Origin of the sequence: Muribaculum sp. NM65_B17, from assembly GCF_004793735.1 — a bacterium.
GTDB lineage: Bacteria > Bacteroidota > Bacteroidia > Bacteroidales > Muribaculaceae > Muribaculum > Muribaculum gordoncarteri.
Map to the genome: position 1 here is coordinate 106,374 of NZ_SRYY01000001.1, position 19,010 is coordinate 125,383.

The 19,010-nt window shown below is 48.8% G+C and carries 16 protein-coding genes; 6 read left to right on the forward strand and 10 right to left on the reverse strand.

From position 1 onward, the window contains the following. Window positions 1-21: 21 nt before the first annotated feature. The 8 genes from recN to E5354_RS00535 all read right to left on the reverse strand — a co-directional run bounded on the left by recN (window position 22) and on the right by E5354_RS00535 (window position 8,589). Window positions 22-1,683, reverse strand: coding sequence for a DNA repair protein RecN (recN, locus tag E5354_RS00500; protein WP_168353785.1), 1,662 nt, complete (start codon window positions 1,681-1,683; stop codon window positions 22-24). Between the two features lies 1 nt (window position 1,684). Then, entirely contained in the window at window positions 1,685-2,587 is a 903-nt protein-coding gene (locus E5354_RS00505) for a DUF4835 family protein (protein ID WP_135946045.1), read from the reverse strand. Beyond that, window positions 2,584-3,780, reverse strand: coding sequence for a bifunctional phosphopantothenoylcysteine decarboxylase/phosphopantothenate--cysteine ligase CoaBC (coaBC, locus tag E5354_RS00510; protein ID WP_135946046.1), 1,197 nt, complete (start codon window positions 3,778-3,780; stop codon window positions 2,584-2,586). The genes E5354_RS00505 and coaBC overlap by 4 nt, the downstream gene beginning before the upstream one ends. Before the next feature lie 8 nt (window positions 3,781-3,788). After that, a complete protein-coding gene (locus E5354_RS00515; protein WP_135946047.1) occupies window positions 3,789-4,550 on the reverse strand; it encodes a 3'-5' exonuclease in 762 nt (253 codons plus the stop codon). A gap of 39 nt (window positions 4,551-4,589) precedes the next feature. Further along, window positions 4,590-5,720 carry a DNA polymerase III subunit beta gene (dnaN, locus tag E5354_RS00520; protein ID WP_135946048.1) on the reverse strand — a complete coding sequence of 377 codons (1,131 nt, stop codon included), beginning with the start codon at window positions 5,718-5,720 and terminating at the stop codon, window positions 4,590-4,592. A gap of 126 nt (window positions 5,721-5,846) precedes the next feature. Further along, the gene (locus tag E5354_RS00525) at window positions 5,847-7,055 is read right to left on the reverse strand and encodes an acyloxyacyl hydrolase (RefSeq protein ID WP_135946049.1); all 1,209 of its coding nucleotides are present in this window, start codon (window positions 7,053-7,055) and stop codon (window positions 5,847-5,849) included. A 33-nt stretch (window positions 7,056-7,088) separates the two neighbouring features. Then, entirely contained in the window at window positions 7,089-8,123 is a 1,035-nt protein-coding gene (locus E5354_RS00530; protein ID WP_135946050.1) for a hypothetical protein, read from the reverse strand. Window positions 8,124-8,208: 85 nt separating this feature from the next. After that, window positions 8,209-8,589 carry an MmcQ/YjbR family DNA-binding protein gene (locus E5354_RS00535; protein ID WP_135946051.1) on the reverse strand — a complete coding sequence of 127 codons (381 nt, stop codon included), beginning with the start codon at window positions 8,587-8,589 and terminating at the stop codon, window positions 8,209-8,211. Between the two features lie 248 nt (window positions 8,590-8,837). Here E5354_RS00535 and E5354_RS00540 point away from each other — a divergent pair, with 248 nt between their 5' ends. The 4 genes from E5354_RS00540 to E5354_RS00555 all read left to right on the forward strand — a co-directional run bounded on the left by E5354_RS00540 (window position 8,838) and on the right by E5354_RS00555 (window position 13,439). Next, window positions 8,838-9,788, forward strand: a complete 951-nt coding sequence (locus tag E5354_RS00540) for a glycoside hydrolase family 43 protein (RefSeq protein WP_370455923.1) — start codon at window positions 8,838-8,840, stop codon at window positions 9,786-9,788. Window positions 9,789-9,902: 114 nt separating this feature from the next. Then, window positions 9,903-10,676, forward strand: coding sequence for a patatin-like phospholipase family protein (locus E5354_RS00545; RefSeq protein WP_168353786.1), 774 nt, complete (start codon window positions 9,903-9,905; stop codon window positions 10,674-10,676). A gap of 42 nt (window positions 10,677-10,718) precedes the next feature. After that, on the forward strand, window positions 10,719-12,467 hold the full coding sequence (locus E5354_RS00550; RefSeq protein WP_135946053.1) for an alpha-amylase family glycosyl hydrolase: 1,749 nt from the start codon (window positions 10,719-10,721) through the stop codon (window positions 12,465-12,467). A 39-nt stretch (window positions 12,468-12,506) separates the two neighbouring features. Further along, window positions 12,507-13,439, forward strand: coding sequence for a ribose-phosphate pyrophosphokinase (locus E5354_RS00555; RefSeq protein WP_123395947.1), 933 nt, complete (start codon window positions 12,507-12,509; stop codon window positions 13,437-13,439). 83 nt (window positions 13,440-13,522) lie between these two features. Here the strand turns inward: E5354_RS00555 and E5354_RS00560 are convergent, their stop codons facing one another. Next, entirely contained in the window at window positions 13,523-14,467 is a 945-nt protein-coding gene (locus E5354_RS00560; protein ID WP_135946054.1) for a DUF362 domain-containing protein, read from the reverse strand. A gap of 374 nt (window positions 14,468-14,841) precedes the next feature. Here E5354_RS00560 and E5354_RS00565 point away from each other — a divergent pair, with 374 nt between their 5' ends. Then, on the forward strand, window positions 14,842-16,356 hold the full coding sequence (locus tag E5354_RS00565) for a Do family serine endopeptidase (protein WP_246863701.1): 1,515 nt from the start codon (window positions 14,842-14,844) through the stop codon (window positions 16,354-16,356). 239 nt (window positions 16,357-16,595) lie between these two features. After that, entirely contained in the window at window positions 16,596-17,456 is an 861-nt protein-coding gene (locus E5354_RS00570) for an RNA polymerase sigma factor RpoD/SigA (RefSeq protein ID WP_123395945.1), read from the forward strand. A 105-nt stretch (window positions 17,457-17,561) separates the two neighbouring features. Here E5354_RS00570 and nhaA read toward each other — a convergent pair whose 3' ends face one another. Continuing rightward, window positions 17,562-18,962, reverse strand: a complete 1,401-nt coding sequence (gene nhaA / locus E5354_RS00575; protein ID WP_135946056.1) for a Na+/H+ antiporter NhaA — start codon at window positions 18,960-18,962, stop codon at window positions 17,562-17,564. Window positions 18,963-19,010: the final 48 nt, after the last annotated feature.

Consider the following 19,010-nt stretch of genomic DNA (forward strand, 5'->3'; position numbering starts at 1 on the left):
GGTTTAGAGCGTTATTTTCGTTTATTTAATATTCAATAGTGACTTGGCGTTGGCCCGAGCGGCATCGTTGACTGTCGAGCCGCTCAGCATTACGGCGAGCTCGTCGATGCGTTCGTCGGTCGATAACCTTCGTATTCGGGTGTGGGTGGAGTGCTCGTCATCCTGCTTGTAGACCTTGAAGTGGGCGTTGCCTTTGGCTGCCACCTGGGGCAGATGGGTAATGGCCATGACCTGGATGTTGGCGGCTATCGATTGCATCATTGCGCCCATGCGATTGGCGACATCACCTGAAACCCCCGTGTCGACTTCATCGAATATAATCGACGGTAGTTGCATCTTGTCGGCGATTATCGCTTTTATCGACAACATGAGTCGCGAAATTTCTCCGCCCGATGCAGTGCCTCCAACCGGCATCAAGGGCTGGTTTTTGTTGAAGGCGAAGAGGAAGCGGATGCTGTCGGCTCCGGTCGATGACAGTTCGGTCGGGGTAAGATCCACCTTTATTTGCAGATTCTTCATGCCCAGTGGCATGGCGCGTTCGCGCAGGTCGGCCTCAAAGCGGGCGGCCTCCTCGGTGCGTCGTTTCGACAGTTGTGCGGCAAGTTCCTTGGCGAGGCTCTTGGCGCGGCGAGCTTCCTTCTCAAGCTCTTCGATGGTGAACGAACTGTTTTCGAGTTCGTCAAGCCTTGCACGGAACGATTCACGCAGTTCGATAAGTTGGCCTACCGTCGACACATGGTGCTTGTGCTGCAGCGCATAGATGTCGTTTAACCGCTCTTCAATTGCGTCAAGCTCGGCCGGATCGGCGTTCAGGTCACTGTCAAATGCACTTAGCGTGTCGGCTATGTCCTGAATTTCGATGCGTGCCGACTGCAGGCGCTCGGCGAGTGAGTCGGCGTTCTCCAGTATGCGGCCGAGAGCTTCACAGTAGTCGCCGGCCTCGCTTAAGAGCGACAGTGCGTTGGAGTTTCCGTTGAGCAGTGCGTCAAGTGCGCCGTTTATGGTCGACTTTATGTCGGTCATGTTGGATAGAATCTCGCGTTCGTGCTCAAGTTGCTCCTGCTCGTCGGCGACAAGATTCATCGCATCGAGCTGTTCGAGCTGGAAACGCGTGAAGTCCTCGTCGCTGCGGTTCTGCTCAATTTTTCGTTTGGCTTCGTGCAGTCGCTTCACTGCGCTGCGGAAAGCTGCATAACGCTTGCGATAGTCGCTCAACAGCGTGTCGTTGCCGGCCATACTGTCGATTACGCGAAGCTGAAATTCAGGCGAGGTGAGCAACTGATTTTGATGTTGTGAATGGATGTCGACAAGCTGCATGGCGACATGCGAAAGCAAGTCGAGAGTGACCGGAGAGTCGTTGATGAATGCTCGCGAGCGGCCTGCGGGGGCCACTTCACGGCGAAGGATGCACATAGTGTCGTCCCACTCGATGTCGTTGGCGAGGCAGTACTCCTTCAGGGTGGGGTAGTCGTCGATTTCAAACGTGGCTTCAATTATCGATTTCTTGCCCGAGTCGCGCACAGCCTTAATGTCGGCGCGTTCGCCGAGAATAAGCGACAAGGCTCCGAGCATAATCGACTTTCCGGCACCTGTTTCACCGGTAATGATGTTGAATCCGTTGTCAAACGTTATGTCGACGGTGTCGATTAACGCATATTTTGATATGTGTAACGATTTGAGCATTTTATTGATTTTTACCATTTACCATCGCATCAATCCGTGATGATTCGGCCGGAAAGATGTAGGATAACAATTGATGGACTCTTTTGCGTTCACTCTCAGGCGAACGGGAGTATATGTTTATAATCTCATCGAGCTTCGCGTCCTTGAACATTGGCAAGGCTATCGACATGGGTGCGGTGTCATAGACCTTCTTCATGTTGTCGATGGCGGCCGTTATGTTGGTTCGTCCTTTATCGGGACTCATCGACATCTCATCGAGCCCCTTGCGGTGATAGGTGTAGATGAAGTCACGCAACGGCGCTCCCGATTTGTCGGTGAATGTCTTGATTATCGCGCTGCGGTTGCGGTTGTCCTCAAGCATTCTCCATCCGCTTTGTCCCGACGACTGGGCCATGTAGACGATGTTGTCGGCCTTTGCGTAGAATCGGTCGCCGCCTTCGGGTGAAAAGCTGTCGAAATCCAATCCCAAAATAAGGTAGGCATAGAAATTCAGCAGTGCGGTGAGATTGCTCTCAAAGGTATTTTCGGAGAATATAAGCGGCTCGCCTTCATGATACTCAAACTCAATGCGGGTGTCCTTGTGGTTAAGCAGCGTTGTGGTGTAGGTGCTGTTGTAGACCGGACGTGACGACTGTATCTGCAGGTCGCCCCGCATCATGGGTTCGTCGTACTCTTTTATGGTAAGAAACAACCGGCACTCTATGCGCTCGTTGGGCGAGAATCGTGCATCGCTCCAGTCGCGGTTGTTCATGTAATCGGCTATAGCGCTCTGAAGTGTTGTGAATACCGACAATCCCGCACCCTGCGCTTGCGAGCGATCAATCTCGACGGTGCAGTTCAGCTCCCGGGCCAATAGTGATAACGGGAACAAAAGGGTTGCGGCAATCCACAATCGTTTCGTCATAGCGACAGCAGTGTATCGATTATGTCGGAGGCAACTTCGCGCTTTGACTTCATGTCAAAGTGCAGCTCGCCGCCGTCAAGCTTATAGATGGTGACCTTGTTGGTGTCGGTGCGGAATCCTGCACCTTTGTCGCGCAACGAGTTCATCACTATCATGTCGAGGTTCTTGGCCTTCAGCTTATGGAGGGCGTTTGACATTTCGTTGTCGGTTTCAAGTGCAAATCCCACAAGTCGTTGTCCGGGCTTTTTCATTGCTCCGAGAGTGGCGGCTATGTCGGGATTTTTTACCAGCTCGATTACCGGCAGGTCGTTGTGCTCGCGCTTAATCTTTCGGTCGGCGGGATGAGCCGGGGCGTAATCGGCCACAGCGGCACACATTATAGCAGTGTCGCATGACGGGAATATGCGTTCACAGGCTTCAAGCATCTCGCGGGCCGACTCAACATCGACAACCTTTATGCGCGGATTGACCGCCTTTAACGCCACGGGGCCGCTTACTATTGTCACATCGGCTCCACGCGAGGCAGCTTCTTCGGCTATGGCGTAACCCATTTTGCCCGAGCTGTAGTTGCCGATGAAGCGAACGGGATCGATTTTCTCGTATGTCGGTCCGGCGGTTATCATTATATGCTTTCCGGCAAGTGACATTCCGCAGTCAAAAAAGCGGTCGAGCACACTTGCTATCACTTCAGGCTCCTCCATGCGGCCTTTCCCCACAAGATGGCTTGCGAGTTCGCCCGAGGCGGGCTCGATGATGTGATTGCCGTAGGAGCGCAGCAATTCGAGGTTTCGTGTAGTCGACGGATGGGCAAACATGTCGAGGTCCATCGCCGGGGCAATAAATACGGGTGCTTTGGCTGACAGATAGGTGGTTATGAGCATATTGTCGGCAACGCCGTTGGCCATCTTGGCGATGGTTGATGCTGTTGCCGGGGCGATTATCATCGCATCGGCCCACAGTCCGAGGTCGACATGGCTGTGCCATTCGCCGGTGTTGGCCGTGAAAAATTCGCTGACAACCGGTTTGCCGCTTAATGCCGACATGGTGACGGGTGTTATGAACTCCTTGGCCGCCGGGGTCATGACAACCTGCACTTCGGCACCGGCCTTGACGAGCAATCGCAAGAGATAAGCCGACTTGTAGGCGGCTATTCCTCCCGATATTCCGAGTATTATATGTTTGCCTTTTAGCATTTTCGAGTTTACTTCATGCGAAGCTTTATGTTGGTGATTACTTGTTTGGTGTTGGCGGGGAATTCACCCTGCATCATCCATGAGTAGTAGCCTATGTCGCGGCGGAAAACATCCTCCACAAGCTGGCCCTTGTATTTTCCGAAGTTAAACACCTCTTTGCCGGCTTCGTTGTATATGATGCGGCCCATGAGGTCGACATTCTTGTTCTGTGACGAGAAGTCAGAGAGGAACGCGATGTCGTTTTTCAGCGAAGGGTAGTGGTCGAGTTGCGCCTTCAGTACTTCGTAGGTGGCACGGGTGTCGGCGTTGGCCGAATGAGCTTCGGTGAGATCCTTTCCGCAATAGAATTTATAGGCTGCAATCAATGTGCGCTGCTCCATCTTGTGGAATATTGTCTGCACATCGACAAATTTTCTTCGTGACAGGTCGATGTTGACTCCTGCGCGTAGAAACTCTTCCATGAGCATGGGCACATCGAAGCGGTTGGAGTTGAATCCGGCTATGTCACATCCGAGAAACACGTTGGCGAGTTCCTGAGCCACCTGCTTGAACGGCGGTGCATTCTTTACATCGTCATCGGTTATGTGATGTATTGCCGTTGCCTCGGCGGGAATCGGCATACCCGGATTTATGCGCAGGGTGCGTTCGGTTTCATTGCCCGAAGGCATGACCTTTATATAGGAAATCTCCACGATGCGGTCACGCAGGATGTTGGTGCCGGTGGTTTCGAGGTCAAAGAAAATTATAGGATTTTTTAGAGCAAGTTCCATTATGAATTTGCGAGAGAGGGATTTACCTGAATATTGGGTTTAGAAATCGGATACGGTCATCGGCATCAGCAGCATCAGCAGCTCGCTGTTTTCGGAGTTCTCCGAAGGAACGAACACTCCGGGACGGCTGGGGTCGGAGAGCTTGATTAGAATGTCGGTGGTCGAAATGGTATTGAAAATCTCAATGAGGTAGGGTGCGCTGAAGCCTATGATCATTTCAGTGCCGGTGAAGTCGCAGGGAACAACCTCGCGGGCCGATGTGCAGAAGTTGTTGTCGGTGGCCTTCATAGTAAGCTGATCCTTTTCAATCTTGAATTTCACGAGGCCGTGGCCCTGATCGACAAATACGCCCACGCGTCGCACTGCGTTGAGGAACGATTGACGGTCGACGGTGATAACATAGGGATTTTTTACGGGAATGACGCGGTTGTAGTCGGGGAATGAGCCTTTGATGAAACGGCAGTTGAACTTGTAGGAGGGGCTTTCAAATGTAGCGCTCTTGGGTTCAAGCGTCACCTTCACCTCGTCTTCCTTGGCAAACACGTTCTTGATAACTGTTGCCGGCTTTATGGGCAGGATGCAAGAGCCTTCAACGCCGGGAGCCGACATAGCGTTGCGATACTTAACCAGCTTGCGGGTGTCGGTGGCGACAAATGTTATGGCATCGGGCTTGATGTCCCAGAGAATACCCATCATCTGAGGACGCAGGTCGTCGTTGCCTACCGCAAACAATGTGTTGTCGATACCCTTGATTATTTGCTCGGTGGGGCAGGTGAACTCGATGATGTCGGTCGACTCGTCGACGCTTTCGTTGGAGGGATACTCGTTGCCGTTTATTGCTATGAAGCTGTAATTACCGCTGGGATATACGATTTCAACCGCAAGGTTGTCGTCGTTGATGTCAAATGATATTCCCTGGTCGGGCATTTCCTTGAGCAAGTCGACCATACGGCGAGCGTCGACACAGAATTTTCCTTCGCCTTCGGCATCCATCACTTCAAGATGTGCCACGAGCGTATTCTCAAGGTCGGAAGCTGTAATGGTGAGCGTATTGTCGCTAAGCTCAAACAGGAAGTTATTGAGAATCGTCAGCGCATTCTTGGAATTGATGACTTTACTTACAGCCGAAACGTAGCTGTAGAGCGTCTTACTGGAAACATTGAACTTCATAACTGTATGATATTTGTATGTGATTTTTATTCTAACTTACAAAAATAGCAATTTCTGCTCACATACACCTTATAATACAGCAATAATATTTCGGCATCGGGCTGCTGTCGTAGCTACCGCGCTGATTCAGCGGAGGTCGTGGAAACGATAGCCTATGCCTATCATGAGGTTGTTGGGATTCTCAAACTTGTTGAGCTGGTAGCCTATGTGCAAAAACAGGCTGCGGGTCATGTGTATCTTCAGCGCAAGCACCTGGTAGAGGTTGCGCGTGTCGGGGTTGCCCAGGATGTTGTAGCCTACACCGGCATTGATTGAAAATATGGGCATTACAAGCTCGCCACGCAATGAAAGTCCGGCCGAAACCTGATGAAAGAAGGGCGGGCGGCGGAATTTGATGTCGTCGCCGTAGGTGCCGTCGACCCAATAGGAAGCCAAGTCGGAACTTTCGTCATATTGAATGTCGACCGACATTCCGGCGCGAAAGAACCGGTTGAAGTTATACATCGGCGAGAAGTTTATTCCGGCTATTCCGAATCGTCCGGGAAGCAATTCAGGCGAATCGTGCAGCATTATCATGCGCTTGCGTGCCGCTCCATACACGACAAGGTCGTAACTTATGTGAGGCTTAACCGGGTCAACTGCAGGGTGGGGAGTGTCGAGCGACGATTTTGTCCTGTCGTCAAATGTGTAAGTCATTCCCACACGCGCTCCGAGTGAATTGACTCCGGGATTGGGCCATGAGGTGTTGCCGTTGGAGTAGTGGGTCATGTCGATTCCTGCCGTAAGGCTCCATTGGCGTGACATGCGGTAGTTGAGCATGAAGCCGAGGTTGATGTAGGCGTTCACCTTTGAACCCACGATGATGTTCACCGGAGGGAGGTCGGGATTATACTTCTTCCAACCGAATGACGCACCGAAGTTCCACTCATAGTCCAATGACAATCGGGGTGACAACTTGATGATTGGAGCACCTTGAAAGAGATAGAGATTTATAGGAGAACCTGTGCGCGCGTTGTTGAAGAAAGTGGTGTAGGATAGGCCGATGCCCTGATAGGTATCGGGATATAGACGACCGGTGCGCGTGACATCTGAGTATTTAAACGAATATTTGAGGTGGGCCGACATTGCGCTGTGGAGCTTTGTCGCACCCGTTTCGTCATAGTCCTGTGCCACATGGTTGGCCGAAGATGCCACGTAACCGCCGCGGAGATCGGCTCCGATGCGGTGTATATATTTCGGCGCGTTGGCGCAAGTGTCCTGCTTCGATAGGTTGGCGGCGTTGACCGATGCCGATGCCAACAAGGCGGTTATCGCAATTATATGTTTAAAAATCATGAGTGTAGATTTCGTGCAGATTATTTATCGGGTTTATTCGTCGATTGTCGCTTCTTCCCATTTGCAACTGTAGTTGTAGGGCTGCATCACCGTGACCACAAACGGTAGTTTGAGCTCCTTGTCATTACGGTTGTTCACCAATGTCAACTCGCCGTTTGCTCTCATGATGATTCGGTTGATCGACAGGTTTAGCTCTCTTGCCGACATTGGTGGAACCTCGACGGGATAATCTACATTGAAGCTTCCCCCGCCAATCAGTGCGTTGTCGGGAGTGTCGGTGACTATGATCTCGCGTGAGAATTGAATTTCCCGACCGTTGAATCCTCCCGCGATTTCCTCGACATCGTCACGGTGGATGTAGGATGGTATCTCCACTACCGGCATTTCGGCATCGGGGTCGAGTTTCAGTCGGTCCATGCCGTTGGTATTGAATATCACCATGGTGGTGCAATGTTGTTGGGGATTGAACACCTGTTTTGTCACCGATTGCGTTTCGTTGATAATTCTAAACGGAGTGCTCTGCTCGTCGCTGAACCCCTGCGAAAGGCTTGACTTATTGTAGGATAATCCCTTTATTGAATATAAGGTAGGGCCACCAGGCGACGGCAATATCGAGAACGCAATGAACTCTTCCTTGTAGGTGTAGGACAACATTATGCTGCCGCGCACATTGTAATCAGTCATATTCCTGATTGAGCTGATTGTCAACTCGTTTTCGCCGGTGCGCGTTACTTCAAAAGCCACATCGTCGTTTTCGGCCAACATGCGCGTTATTTGGGGCATACTGCTTGAAATTTCGTAGAGATAGATGTAATCTCGGTCGTCGTATTTGTTATATATGTCGCCCGTGTGATCAAACAGCGTACAATCGAAAGTGGCATCGTTGTAGAATGCAATCTCTATGGACTTCAGTTGCGATGTCTGGAATGTGATTGATTTATTGCCTTGGTCGGGAATCTCAATCTCGGTAATTGAAGGATGTTTGTCGTCAATGAAAATATCGTTGTTGCATCCTGTGATAATCATAGTAATGAGGATGGGTAGAATCCTCGATAGCAGGGTTTTCATATTTAAATGATTGGTATTTTTGTGCAAATATAGTGAAAAATATCTCAAATATTCTCACATAACGATTTTTATCGTTTTTTAACCATCAATGATTGGCCGGAGATTGCACTGTCAACAATATGGGATATTCGCGCTTTATTTTTCCTGTGAATTTCTTTACAACCTCGCTGTAGCTGTGGCGCAACAGGCTTATTATTAGTTCGTCGGTCAAGGCTCCGCGCATTCTCACCTGATTCCAGTACTTTTTGTTCCAATGCCATGCCGTGGTTATCTCCGGATGGGATTCGCGCAGTTCCACAGCATAGTCGGGGTCGCATTTCATTACGAGCCAGTCAATGTGGTCAAGGTCTATAACCGCAAATATTTTGCCCAATATCTTGAATGCGAGAATCGATTCATTGAAAGGGAAATCCTCGGTCACCATCGGTAGTGACAGGCAGTAGTCGCGCAGTTCCGTTATGTTCATGACGGTTGTTGTTTATGTTTGATAGTCATTGCTTTGTTCCCGTTGTAATAGCGGTAGCTTTAATTTATGAATTGCAAAGTTATGCAAAATAACGGATTTTCATTATCTTTGACTCGGGTCTTAGATACTTTCGCTCGACAAAAGCAAAATTTATTCATATCCAAGACTCAATTAATATTAATCCAATTATCCCTCACATTGCAATGAAGCGTGTATTAGTAATGATTTTTGTAGCTCTGGCAGTAGTTATGTCAGCAGATGCCGCCGAGCGTAAAGCAAGGGTTCGTAACAACGTGCCTCTTGACTCGATAGTGCTGAGCGATCCGTGCATATTGGCCGATAGCGCCACGATGACTTATTACATGACGGGAACAGGCGGCCTGTTATGGAAAAGTCGCGACTTGAAGCTTTGGGACGGTCCATACAATGTAGCCGAAACCGACGATGAGTCGTGGATGGGGCCCAACCCCATGATTTGGGCTGCCGAGCTTCACAAGTACAAAGGAAAATATTACTACTTCGCGACATTTACCAACAGCAAGAACATACTCGGAGAATATCGTGGCAACAAGCTTGAACGTCGTGCGAGCCACGTATTGGTAAGCGACAAAGCCGAAGGCCCTTATCGTCCGATGGCCGATGACACATATCTGCCTGCTGACAAACTGACTCTCGACGGCACATTCTGGGTCGACACCGACGGCAAGCCTTACATGGTCTATTGCTGGGAGTGGCTGCAGAATTGGGACGGTACGGTAGAAAGTATTGAGTTGAAGCCCGATCTTAGCGGAAGTGTGGGAGATGGACGGATACTGTTCCGTGCAAGTGATTCGCCTTGGAGCCGCGAGAAAATCGACGGCAAGGAGCGTCCAAATCGAGTGACCGACGGGCCTTACCTGTTTCGCACCGCTACCGGACGGCTCGGCATGATATGGACAAGCTGGATATATGATGTCTACACTCAAGGCGTGGCTTATTCCAAGTCGGGAACTCTTGAGGGACCGTGGATTCAGGAGAAGGAGCCGATTACGCCTCCCGATTTCGGTCATGGAATGCTCTTCCGCACATTTGACGGCCGGTTGCTTATGTCGGTTCACAGCCATAAGTCGATCAATGGTCACTATCATCGTGTCCCGCATCTTTTCAATGTGGACGACAGTGGCGACAAGCTCGTGATTGGCGATGAATATCGCCCATGACCCGGGGCGCGGGGTGCGATGAATTGGGCTGTCGTGTTAAATTCTTACAACAAATCGATGGTTGAATGATATAAAACCATTAATTTTGTGTTTAGATAAGAAAGTATTTACATTTTGTCTGAAAAGAAACCATATAAGATAGGTCTGGCACTTAGTGGTGGAGGAGCACGTGGGTTTGCCCATGTGGGTGCTTTATACGCCATGGATGAATTGGGCATCAAGCCTGATATAATTGCAGGGGTGAGCGCGGGTTCGATTGCCGGCTCGATGTATAGCGCAGGTCTTAAGCCGCTTGAGATCATGAAGCTGTTCATGAAGGCCAAGTTCACCGATTTCTGTGAAATAAGCGTCCCCAAGGACGGCTTTTTCCGCATGAACGGATTTCGGTCGTTCTTAACCAAGTCACTTGGAGTGGAGCTGATTGAGCAATGCAGTACTCCGCTTGTAGTGTGTGCCACCGATCTTGACAACTGCTGCCCCGTGCAGTGGCGTGAAGGTGCTATAGCTGAGCGTGTGATGGCGTCGTGTTCGATTCCCATCGTGTTTCAGCCGGTAAAAATCGACGGATTAAACTATGTTGACGGTGGTGTGCTTCACAACCTTCCGGCGTGGGCGATACGTGATGACTGCGACTATCTGATAGGCATAAACTGCAGCCCCATGGTGAAGAAAAATACCTATAAGGGTACTTTGCTTGATGTGGCTCAACGCTCCTACATGCTGATGGCCAAGACAAACGCCATTGCCGACATGCACCTATGTGACCTTGTCATCGAAACAAAGTCCATAGCCGACATGCATGTGTTCAATATGCATCAGAAGGAACTTGTTTTCCGAAGCGGCTACAAAGCGGCTCGCGATGCCATAAAGAAGGCCGGCCTCGCTTAACCGTGATTGCATTTAGTTGACTAAATCTATATAACAGAAGAAATGAGTAAGGAAAAACCGGTAATTTATCAAATGCTTCCTCGTTTGTTTGCCAATTGCAATGAGCATTGCATACCTAACGGTACGATTGAGCAAAACGGCTCAGGCAAGATGAACGACATCACCACCAAGGTGCTAAGAAGCATTAAGGATTTGGGAATCACGCATGTGTGGTATACAGGGATTATCGAACACTCCAATCAGACCGACTATTCGCGCTATGGAATAAGTAGAGATAATCCACACGTAGTCAAAGGCAAAGCCGGATCGCCCTATGCGATAAAGGACTACTACGATGTGGATCCTGACATAGCTGTGGATGTGAACAATCGAATAGGGGAGTTTGAGGCGTTGTTGATGCGCACTCATGATACCGGTATGGGCGTGATCATTGACTTCGTTCCCAATCATGTGTCGCGACAATATGTTTCTGACGCTAAGCCAGCCGAGGTTGTGGATTTCGGTGTGGGCGACGACAAGAATCGATTCTTTGAGCGCAACAATAATTTCTATTACATACCTCATCAGCTCTTTGCTCCGAGCATCGACCTTGGTGACGGAGATGATGCTTACGTGGAGTTTCCGGCAAAAGCGTCGGGCAACGACTGCTTCACGGCCTTTCCGTCGCAGTTTGACTGGTATGAAACGGTAAAGCTGAATTACGGTATCGATTACGGTGACGGTTCCCATCACTTCTATCCGATTCCGCGCACATGGTTCCAAATGCTTGACATCCTGCGCTATTGGGCGTCAAAGGGTGTCGACGGATTCAGGTGTGACATGGCTCACATGGTGCCTATTGAGTTCTGGCAATGGGCTATCGCCAATGTCAAGGAGCGTTATCCCCATGTCATATTCATTGCCGAGATATATGATGTGTCGCTTTACCGTGACTTCATAAAGTACGGCGGATTTGACTACCTCTATGACAAGGTTAACCTCTACGACACGCTTCGCGGCATACAATGTTCCAACATCTCGGCTGCACAGATAACCAATTGCTGGCAGACGGTTGACGGAATCTCCGACAATATGCTGAACTTCCTCGAGAATCACGATGAACAGCGATTCGGCTCAAAATACTATGCCGGCGACCCGTCGCTGGTCATCCCCTCGATGATTGTAAGCGCCATGATGGGACGCGGCCCGTTTATGATATATGCCGGTCAGGAGCTTGGCGAGCAGGCTCTGGATGCCGAAGGTTTCAGCGGCTACGACGGTCGTACAACAATATTTGACTACTGGAGCATTCCCACGGTGCGTCGTTGGCTCAACGGAGGAAAGTGCAACAATGACCGATTGACAGGTCAGGAGCGATGGCTGCGTGACAAATATCGCACCATACTGCGCCTTTGCAATAGCGAGAAGGCTATTTCAAGCGGCCGTTTCTTTGACTTGATGTATGTAAACTACGACAATCCCACATTGAATCCTCATCGCCAATATGCGTTCTTGCGCAGCTGTGATGATGAAACGTTGTTGATTGCCGTTAACTTTGGTGGCTATCCCTGCAACTTGAAGATAAACATTCCGCAGCATGCATTTGAGGTGTTGAGCATGCCTCAGGGCGATTGCGTTGCCAAGGAACTCCTGTCAAAGGACATGATGCGTAAATCCATGTCGTCAGACAAGCCCTTTGAAACTGAAATAGGTCCCTACGATGCCGTCATTTGGAAGATAAAGCATAAAAATGTACTCCCTGATGATAAAAAAAGAGCTGACGATAGGCGAAATAATATCAAAAAACAATAAATTTGCACAAAAATTCCAACATACTAAATATATTGTGTAATGTTACCACCATTTAAGATTTTTGCCGGAACCAAGTCCGAGTACATGGCCAAAGAGATATGTGCCTCACTCGGTGTCGAGCTTGGCAAGATGAACATCCAGCATTTTGCTGACGGTGAATTTGAAGTTTCTTTTGAAGAATCAATTCGCGGATGCGAAGTTTATCTTGTGCAGTCGACATTTCCCAACAGCGACAATCTCATGGAATTGTTACTGATGATTGACGCTGCCAAGAGAGCTTCGGCACAATCAATTATAGCTGTGATGCCTTACTTCGGCTGGGCTCGTCAGGACCGTAAGGACAAGCCTCGTGTGTCGATTGCCGCAAAGCTTGTAGCCGACTTGCTGAGCACGGCCGGCGTCGATAGAGTAATCTGTATGGACTTGCACGCCGACCAGATTCAGGGATTCTTCAACGTTCCTGTCGACCACCTCTATGCATCATCGGTGTTTATACCTTATATAGAGTCGCTTCATCTTGATAACATGGCTATTGCCACTCCCGATGTGGGTGGTGCCAAGCGTGCCAATAATTACGCCAAATATTTCAATGTGCCTCTTATCCTGTGTCATAAGCAGCGTGCCAAGGCCAATGTTGTGGCAACGATGACCGTTATCGGCGATGTTCAGGACAAGAACATCATTCTGATTGATGACATGGTCGACACTGCCGGTACTATCACCAAAGCTGCCGACCTCATGATGGAGAAGGGAGCCAAGAGTGTGCGTGCATTGTGCTCTCACGCTATCATGAGCGATCCTGCGAGCGATCGTGTAAACGAAAGCGGCATAACCGAGATGATCTTCACCAACAGTATTCCCTATAAGGGCAACTGCCACAAGTGTACGATATTGTCGGTGGCACACCTGATTGCCGACACTATTCGTCGCGTGCATGAAAATCAGTCAATTTCATCGCAATATCTGATTTAGTAAAAATTGAATGGACATAAAATAGTGAAGGCCGGTAACTCGAAAGAGAAGCCGGCCTTCACTATTTTGTGTTGACTGGAATGTCAGTCAATCATCACAATCTTGTACTCCTTTGAGCCAAGGCCGATTTTCTCGGCATGGTCTATGGTGTGGTTGCCGTGACGGCTTTGGATGCGTTCTATCAACGGACGGTTGTCGTTGCCTTCGGTGGGCTTTACGCCATACACCAGTTCAAGGTAGGCTTCATCGAGAGCCACCGGATCGGTTGAAGCGAGGATACCTATGTCCTTCATCTCGGGATCATGGGGATGTGAATCGCAGTCACAGTCGACCGAAAGATTATTCATTACATCGATATAGAGGATGTTGTCGCCGAAGTGTTCGGCCACGCTTTGGGCTGCGGCAGCCATCGATTCAAGGAATCCGTCCTGATCGCCGGTGTGCGACCACATGCCTTTGAGCTTGTCGGTGTATCCTGCTGTGTGTATGTAGGCTTTTCCGTTGGCCGATGCTATGCCTATCGACTGATTTTTCAGTACTCCGCCCAGTCCTGCCATGGCATGACCCTTGAAGTGTGCGAGGTTGATCAGGAAGTCATAGTTGGCGAGGTTGGCGCCTACGAGATTATACTTTATGTGGGTGGTGTCGCGCACGGGCAATTTTATCTCTCCGGCTCCGTCCATTATGTCGACATCGGCAATATCGAAAAATCCGTGTTCGCGAGCCGCTTTTAGATGCTCTTCGGTATTTGAGCGGCGGCCTCCGTAGGCAGTGTTGCACTCAACGATTGTGCCGTTGACTTTCTGTACGAGGCCCTTGATTAGTTCGGGTTTCAGGTAGTTGTGGCCTCCGGGTTCGCCCGTGCTGATTTTTACCGCTACCTTTCCGTGAGCTTTGCGTCCTACTGCCTCGTATATTTTCACGAGTGATTCGGGCGTTATGTCACGTGTCATGTATACGGTCGACTGTGCCACTCCCGTGCAGCTTATTGCTGCTATGGCAATTGCTGTAATTAATTGTTTAATCATAATGTGTATTGTGATTTGGTTGTTATTGCAAAGATAGATAAATGAGCCGACAATACGGGTATATGTCATTGCATTATTTCATGACAAATATTAAATTTCAGGTGGTATATTGCCATAACTGTGTGTATTATTGCATAAATCACATAGTTATTCAATCAATTTCACATTTTTATAGTCAATATAGTTTAAAATGAGATGCGCCTTTATTAAATAGGTTTAAGTATACATTTTTTAATATACTACAATTAAAATAATGCGTTATTTTTGCGTCTAAATCACAAGAGTTAAAATTTAACACTGGAAAATTTAAAAATTAACATACCAATCTAAGAGTTATGAATTTGTATAGTAAAATTGCATTATTGGCTTGTGGAGTGGCTATTGCCAGTTCGGCTGTTACGGTATTTGCCGTAGATGTACTCAACGGTAATGACATGCCGTCGTCATCATCCTATACTTTTACCGAGTCGGGATATGACGGAGGCGGTATCTACAAGGTGTCGCAGAATGGTGTAACACCTCCTACCGACTTCACTCATGCCGCCGAAAGCACAATCAACGGCGTTGTGAGCATAAAGAGTTATGCGACTCCTCGCGGATATAACGCTTACGGCAACGGTGGAGGTGCATCGCCTTTCAATGATCCGTTCCTGGAGTTCTTCTTCGGTTCGCCCAATGGAGGAAATCGCCGTCAGCAGCCTCAGCAGAAGCAGGATAAGCCTGAGCAGCAGCTCGGACTCGGTTCGGGTGTCATCATAAGCCCCGACGGATATATCGTTACAAACAATCATGTCATTGACGGTGCCGAGCGACTTGAAATAACGCTTAACGACAACCGCACCTTTAACGCTAAGGTCATAGGCTCGGATGCATCGACCGACATCGCTTTGCTGAAGATAGAGGCCGAGGGGCTTCCCGTAATTCCTATCGGTGACAGTGATGCGCTGAAGGTGGGTGAGTGGGTGCTTGCCGTGGGTAATCCTTTCGGATTCACCTCGACAGTGACTACCGGTATCGTCAGCGCCAAGGCCCGCAGTATAGGTAGCGCCACACAGGGTCGTCCTATGGGTATCGAGAGCTACATACAGACTGATGCCGCTGTCAATCCCGGAAACTCGGGAGGCGCTCTTGTCAACATCAATGGTGAACTTGTGGGAATCAACACCGCAATATATTCACAGACAGGTAACTATGCCGGATATTCATTTGCTGTGCCCACATCGATTGTAAAGAAGATCATCACCGACATCAAGCAGTATGGAACCGTTCAGCGTGCCGTGCTCGGAGTCGCTTACAGGGAGCTTACCCCCCAGCTTGTAAAGGACATGGAGATTACTGCCGTAAATGACGGTATACTCATCGACGAAGTGGTTGAACGTAGTGCCGCAATGGAGGCCGGATTGCAGAAGAACGATATAATAATAGGTATAAACGGAGTTGGAATTCACAATAGCGCACAGCTTCAGGAGCAGCTCAACAAGTATCGTCCCGGCGACAAGATTGTAGTGAAATACATTCGCGACAACAAGGAGAAGTCGACCAACGTTACATTGCGTAACAATCAGGGTAATGTCAACATCACGGTTGCCAACGACTACACCGCACTCGGTTGCGCCTTCAAGAAGTTGTCGGCCGAGCAGCTCCGCCAGTATCAGCTTACCTCCGGATTGCAGGTTGTAGGCCTTAAGGACGGCAAGTTCAAGAGTGCCGGTATAAAGGACGGATTCATTATCCTTGACATAAACAACATGCGTGTCAAGAGTCAGGATGATGTAGAGAAAATCTATGATGCCATAATGAAGAGCGACGAGGCAGATAAGGTTATGTTCATAACCGGAATCTATCCAACCGGTCGTAAGGTTTATTATGCAGTTGATTTAGCCGATTAATTTGAGCGTAACATAATTGGATGAGCGTGCCATGCCGGGCAAATCGGCGTGGCACGTTTTTTATGTGTTAAAATACTTAAGTTTACCTATTAAATCTTGAAAATAGCTAATTGGGATGACTTAACATGACTTGAAAATGTTATAATACTAAATCCTTTATCCATAAATCTTACATTTAACGTGCGAAATTTGGATAGAATTTTGTATCTTTGTACGTTTAATATCTTGTGTATATACAGATGAGACAATTAAAAATTACTAAGTCAATCACCAATCGAGAGAGCGCATCACTCGATAAGTATCTGCAAGAAATTGGCCGTGAGGATCTTATAACTGTAGAAGAGGAGGTTGAACTTGCTCAAAAAATCAGGCAGGGTGATCAGGCCGCTCTTGAAAAGCTGACCCGTGCCAATTTGCGTTTCGTCGTTTCTGTAGCAAAACAGTATCAGAATCAGGGATTATCGCTTCCTGACTTGATTAATGAAGGTAACCTTGGCCTAATCAAGGCAGCACAGAAATTTGATGAAACACGAGGATTCAAGTTCATTTCCTATGCGGTTTGGTGGATTCGTCAGTCCATTTTGCAAGCATTGGCCGAACAATCAAGAATCGTGCGTCTGCCCTTGAATCAGGTGGGCTCGCTCAACAAAATCAGTAAGGCACTGTCAAAGTTTGAGCAGGAAAATGAACGCCGTCCTTCAGCCGAAGAGCTTGCCGAGGCACTTGATGTGCCCGTGGAGAAGATTGCCGACACGCTTAAGGTTCAGGGCCGTCACATTTCGGTTGACGCACCGTTTGTTGAAGGTGAGGACAACAGCCTTCTTGATGTGCTGACCAATGACGATTCGCCCATGGCTGATGCCACCTTGACCCAGGAGTCGCTTTCCAAGGAGGTGGAGCGAGCACTTCGCCAATTGCATGAGCGTGAGCGCGAAATTCTGAAGATGTTCTTCGGTATAGGATGCCAGGAGATGACTCTTGAAGAGATTGGTGCTAAGTTTGACTTGACCCGTGAGCGTGTACGCCAGATAAAGGAGAAAGCGATACGACGCTTGAAGGGGCAGAAGAGCAAGCTGCTCAAGACATATCTGGGACAATAATTGCCGTGTTTTTTAGATAGCGATTAATCGTTCCTTATAGTAAATGCGGGATGTCCGATACCGGGCATCCCGCATTTGCTTATTTGTTGATGATTGTTTGTGCTGTTAACATTCGCCCGAGTCTTCACACGGTGTCTTGGGCAGGAAGTGATGCAGCATCATGAAGCCGAGCACTCCGGCGAGAAGCGAACCCACTACGATGCCGAGCTTGGCGTTGTTGAGAAGTTCAAGCCCGTGTGCGCCCATCGAGCCAAACGACAGGTTGGCGATGAACAGTGAAACGGTGAATCCGATACCTCCGAGCATTGAGATCGATGCCATCATCTTCCAGTTGCAATATTGAGGCATTGGTGCGAGATGCAGCTTCACGGTAAGCCATGAGAACACGAATATTCCGAGGAATTTTCCCAATACGAGTCCGCATATAATGGCAAGGCCGATGCCCCCTACGAGGGCCGATGCGTCCATGTGCCATAATGTAATGCCCGCATTGGCAAATGCGAAGATGGGTATTATAAGGTAGTTGACCACCGGATGGAGTGAGTCCTCAAGCTCCTGAAGAGGAGAGATCACCTTATCCGATGCCGACTCTATCTGTTTAAGCCAGTCCATCTGGTCTTTGTTCAATATCGAGCGGCGATTGAGCAGTTCGTCGTCTTCGGCGTTGAAATAGGCTATAGAACGACGTATTGTCTGGATATATTTCTTTGGCGGGAACACGGGTGTTGCCGGGATACAGAATGCCACAAGCACGCCGGCGATGGTGGGATGAATTCCTGAGTTTAGGAAGAGGTACCACACGATTGTTCCTATCAACAGGTAGAAAATCTTACTTTGTATCTTGAACACCGAGCCGAGAAACAACACTCCGAGAAGTATGAGAGCATATACAATAAGCATAGCTTCGATGTGGGTCGAGTAAAATGCCGCAATGACTATGATGCCGCCTATATCGTCGACTACGGCGAGGGTTGTAAGGAATATCTTAAGCGATATGGGCACTCGGCTTCCGAGCATTGCAAGCACTCCGAGCGAAAAGGCTATATCGGTTGCCATGGGGATGGCTGCGCCGCTGCTGAAATCGGTTCCCGCGCTTAACATCAGGTATATTCCCACGGGCACCACCATGCCGCCTATTGCAGCGATGATAGGCAGAAGCGCTTGTTTGAATGAGCTCAATTCGCCCACAAGTACTTCACGCTTTATTTCCAGTCCTATTGTGAAGAAAAATATCGCCATGAGAGCATCGTTTATGAACTGAAGCATGCTCATCGGATGGCCTGCGTGACTGAAAATGTTGAACGAGCCTACCTGAAGGCGTATCTCTTGCTCCCAGAAATCATTGTACATCTGGTTGATTCCCGGAATATTGGCAACAACAAGGGCGAGAATGGTAGCTACAATGAGCACATTTCCTCCCGAAGCATGACTCTTTACCGCACGTTTGGCCGAGTAATAGACCCTGTGGGTGAAGGTGTCGTGCTCTTCAATATGTGTCGAATCCATAATAAAAAATGTAAATTGAAAAAAATATGATGCTGTAAATATGACAAC

What these genes read in the sequence shown, in the direction of transcription:
- dnaN (WP_135946048.1), bottom strand. Translation starts at nt 5,720, where the DNA reads ATGAAGTTCAATGTTTCCAGTAAGACGCTCTACAGCTACGTTTCGGCT.
- recN (WP_168353785.1), bottom strand. Translation starts at nt 1,683, where the DNA reads ATGCTCAAATCGTTACACATATCAAAATATGCGTTAATCGACACCGTC.
- nhaA (WP_135946056.1), bottom strand. Translation starts at nt 18,962, where the DNA reads ATGGATTCGACACATATTGAAGAGCACGACACCTTCACCCACAGGGTC.
- E5354_RS00505 (WP_135946045.1), bottom strand. Translation starts at nt 2,587, where the DNA reads ATGACGAAACGATTGTGGATTGCCGCAACCCTTTTGTTCCCGTTATCA.
- E5354_RS00540 (WP_370455923.1), top strand. Translation starts at nt 8,838, where the DNA reads ATGTCAGCAGATGCCGCCGAGCGTAAAGCAAGGGTTCGTAACAACGTG.
- E5354_RS00555 (WP_123395947.1), top strand. Translation starts at nt 12,507, where the DNA reads ATGTTACCACCATTTAAGATTTTTGCCGGAACCAAGTCCGAGTACATG.
- E5354_RS00560 (WP_135946054.1), bottom strand. Translation starts at nt 14,467, where the DNA reads ATGATTAAACAATTAATTACAGCAATTGCCATAGCAGCAATAAGCTGC.
- coaBC (WP_135946046.1), bottom strand. Translation starts at nt 3,780, where the DNA reads ATGCTAAAAGGCAAACATATAATACTCGGAATATCGGGAGGAATAGCC.
- E5354_RS00535 (WP_135946051.1), bottom strand. Translation starts at nt 8,589, where the DNA reads ATGAACATAACGGAACTGCGCGACTACTGCCTGTCACTACCGATGGTG.
- E5354_RS00530 (WP_135946050.1), bottom strand. Translation starts at nt 8,123, where the DNA reads ATGAAAACCCTGCTATCGAGGATTCTACCCATCCTCATTACTATGATT.
- E5354_RS00570 (WP_123395945.1), top strand. Translation starts at nt 16,596, where the DNA reads ATGAGACAATTAAAAATTACTAAGTCAATCACCAATCGAGAGAGCGCA.
- E5354_RS00515 (WP_135946047.1), bottom strand. Translation starts at nt 4,550, where the DNA reads ATGGAACTTGCTCTAAAAAATCCTATAATTTTCTTTGACCTCGAAACC.
- E5354_RS00525 (WP_135946049.1), bottom strand. Translation starts at nt 7,055, where the DNA reads ATGATTTTTAAACATATAATTGCGATAACCGCCTTGTTGGCATCGGCA.
- E5354_RS00550 (WP_135946053.1), top strand. Translation starts at nt 10,719, where the DNA reads ATGAGTAAGGAAAAACCGGTAATTTATCAAATGCTTCCTCGTTTGTTT.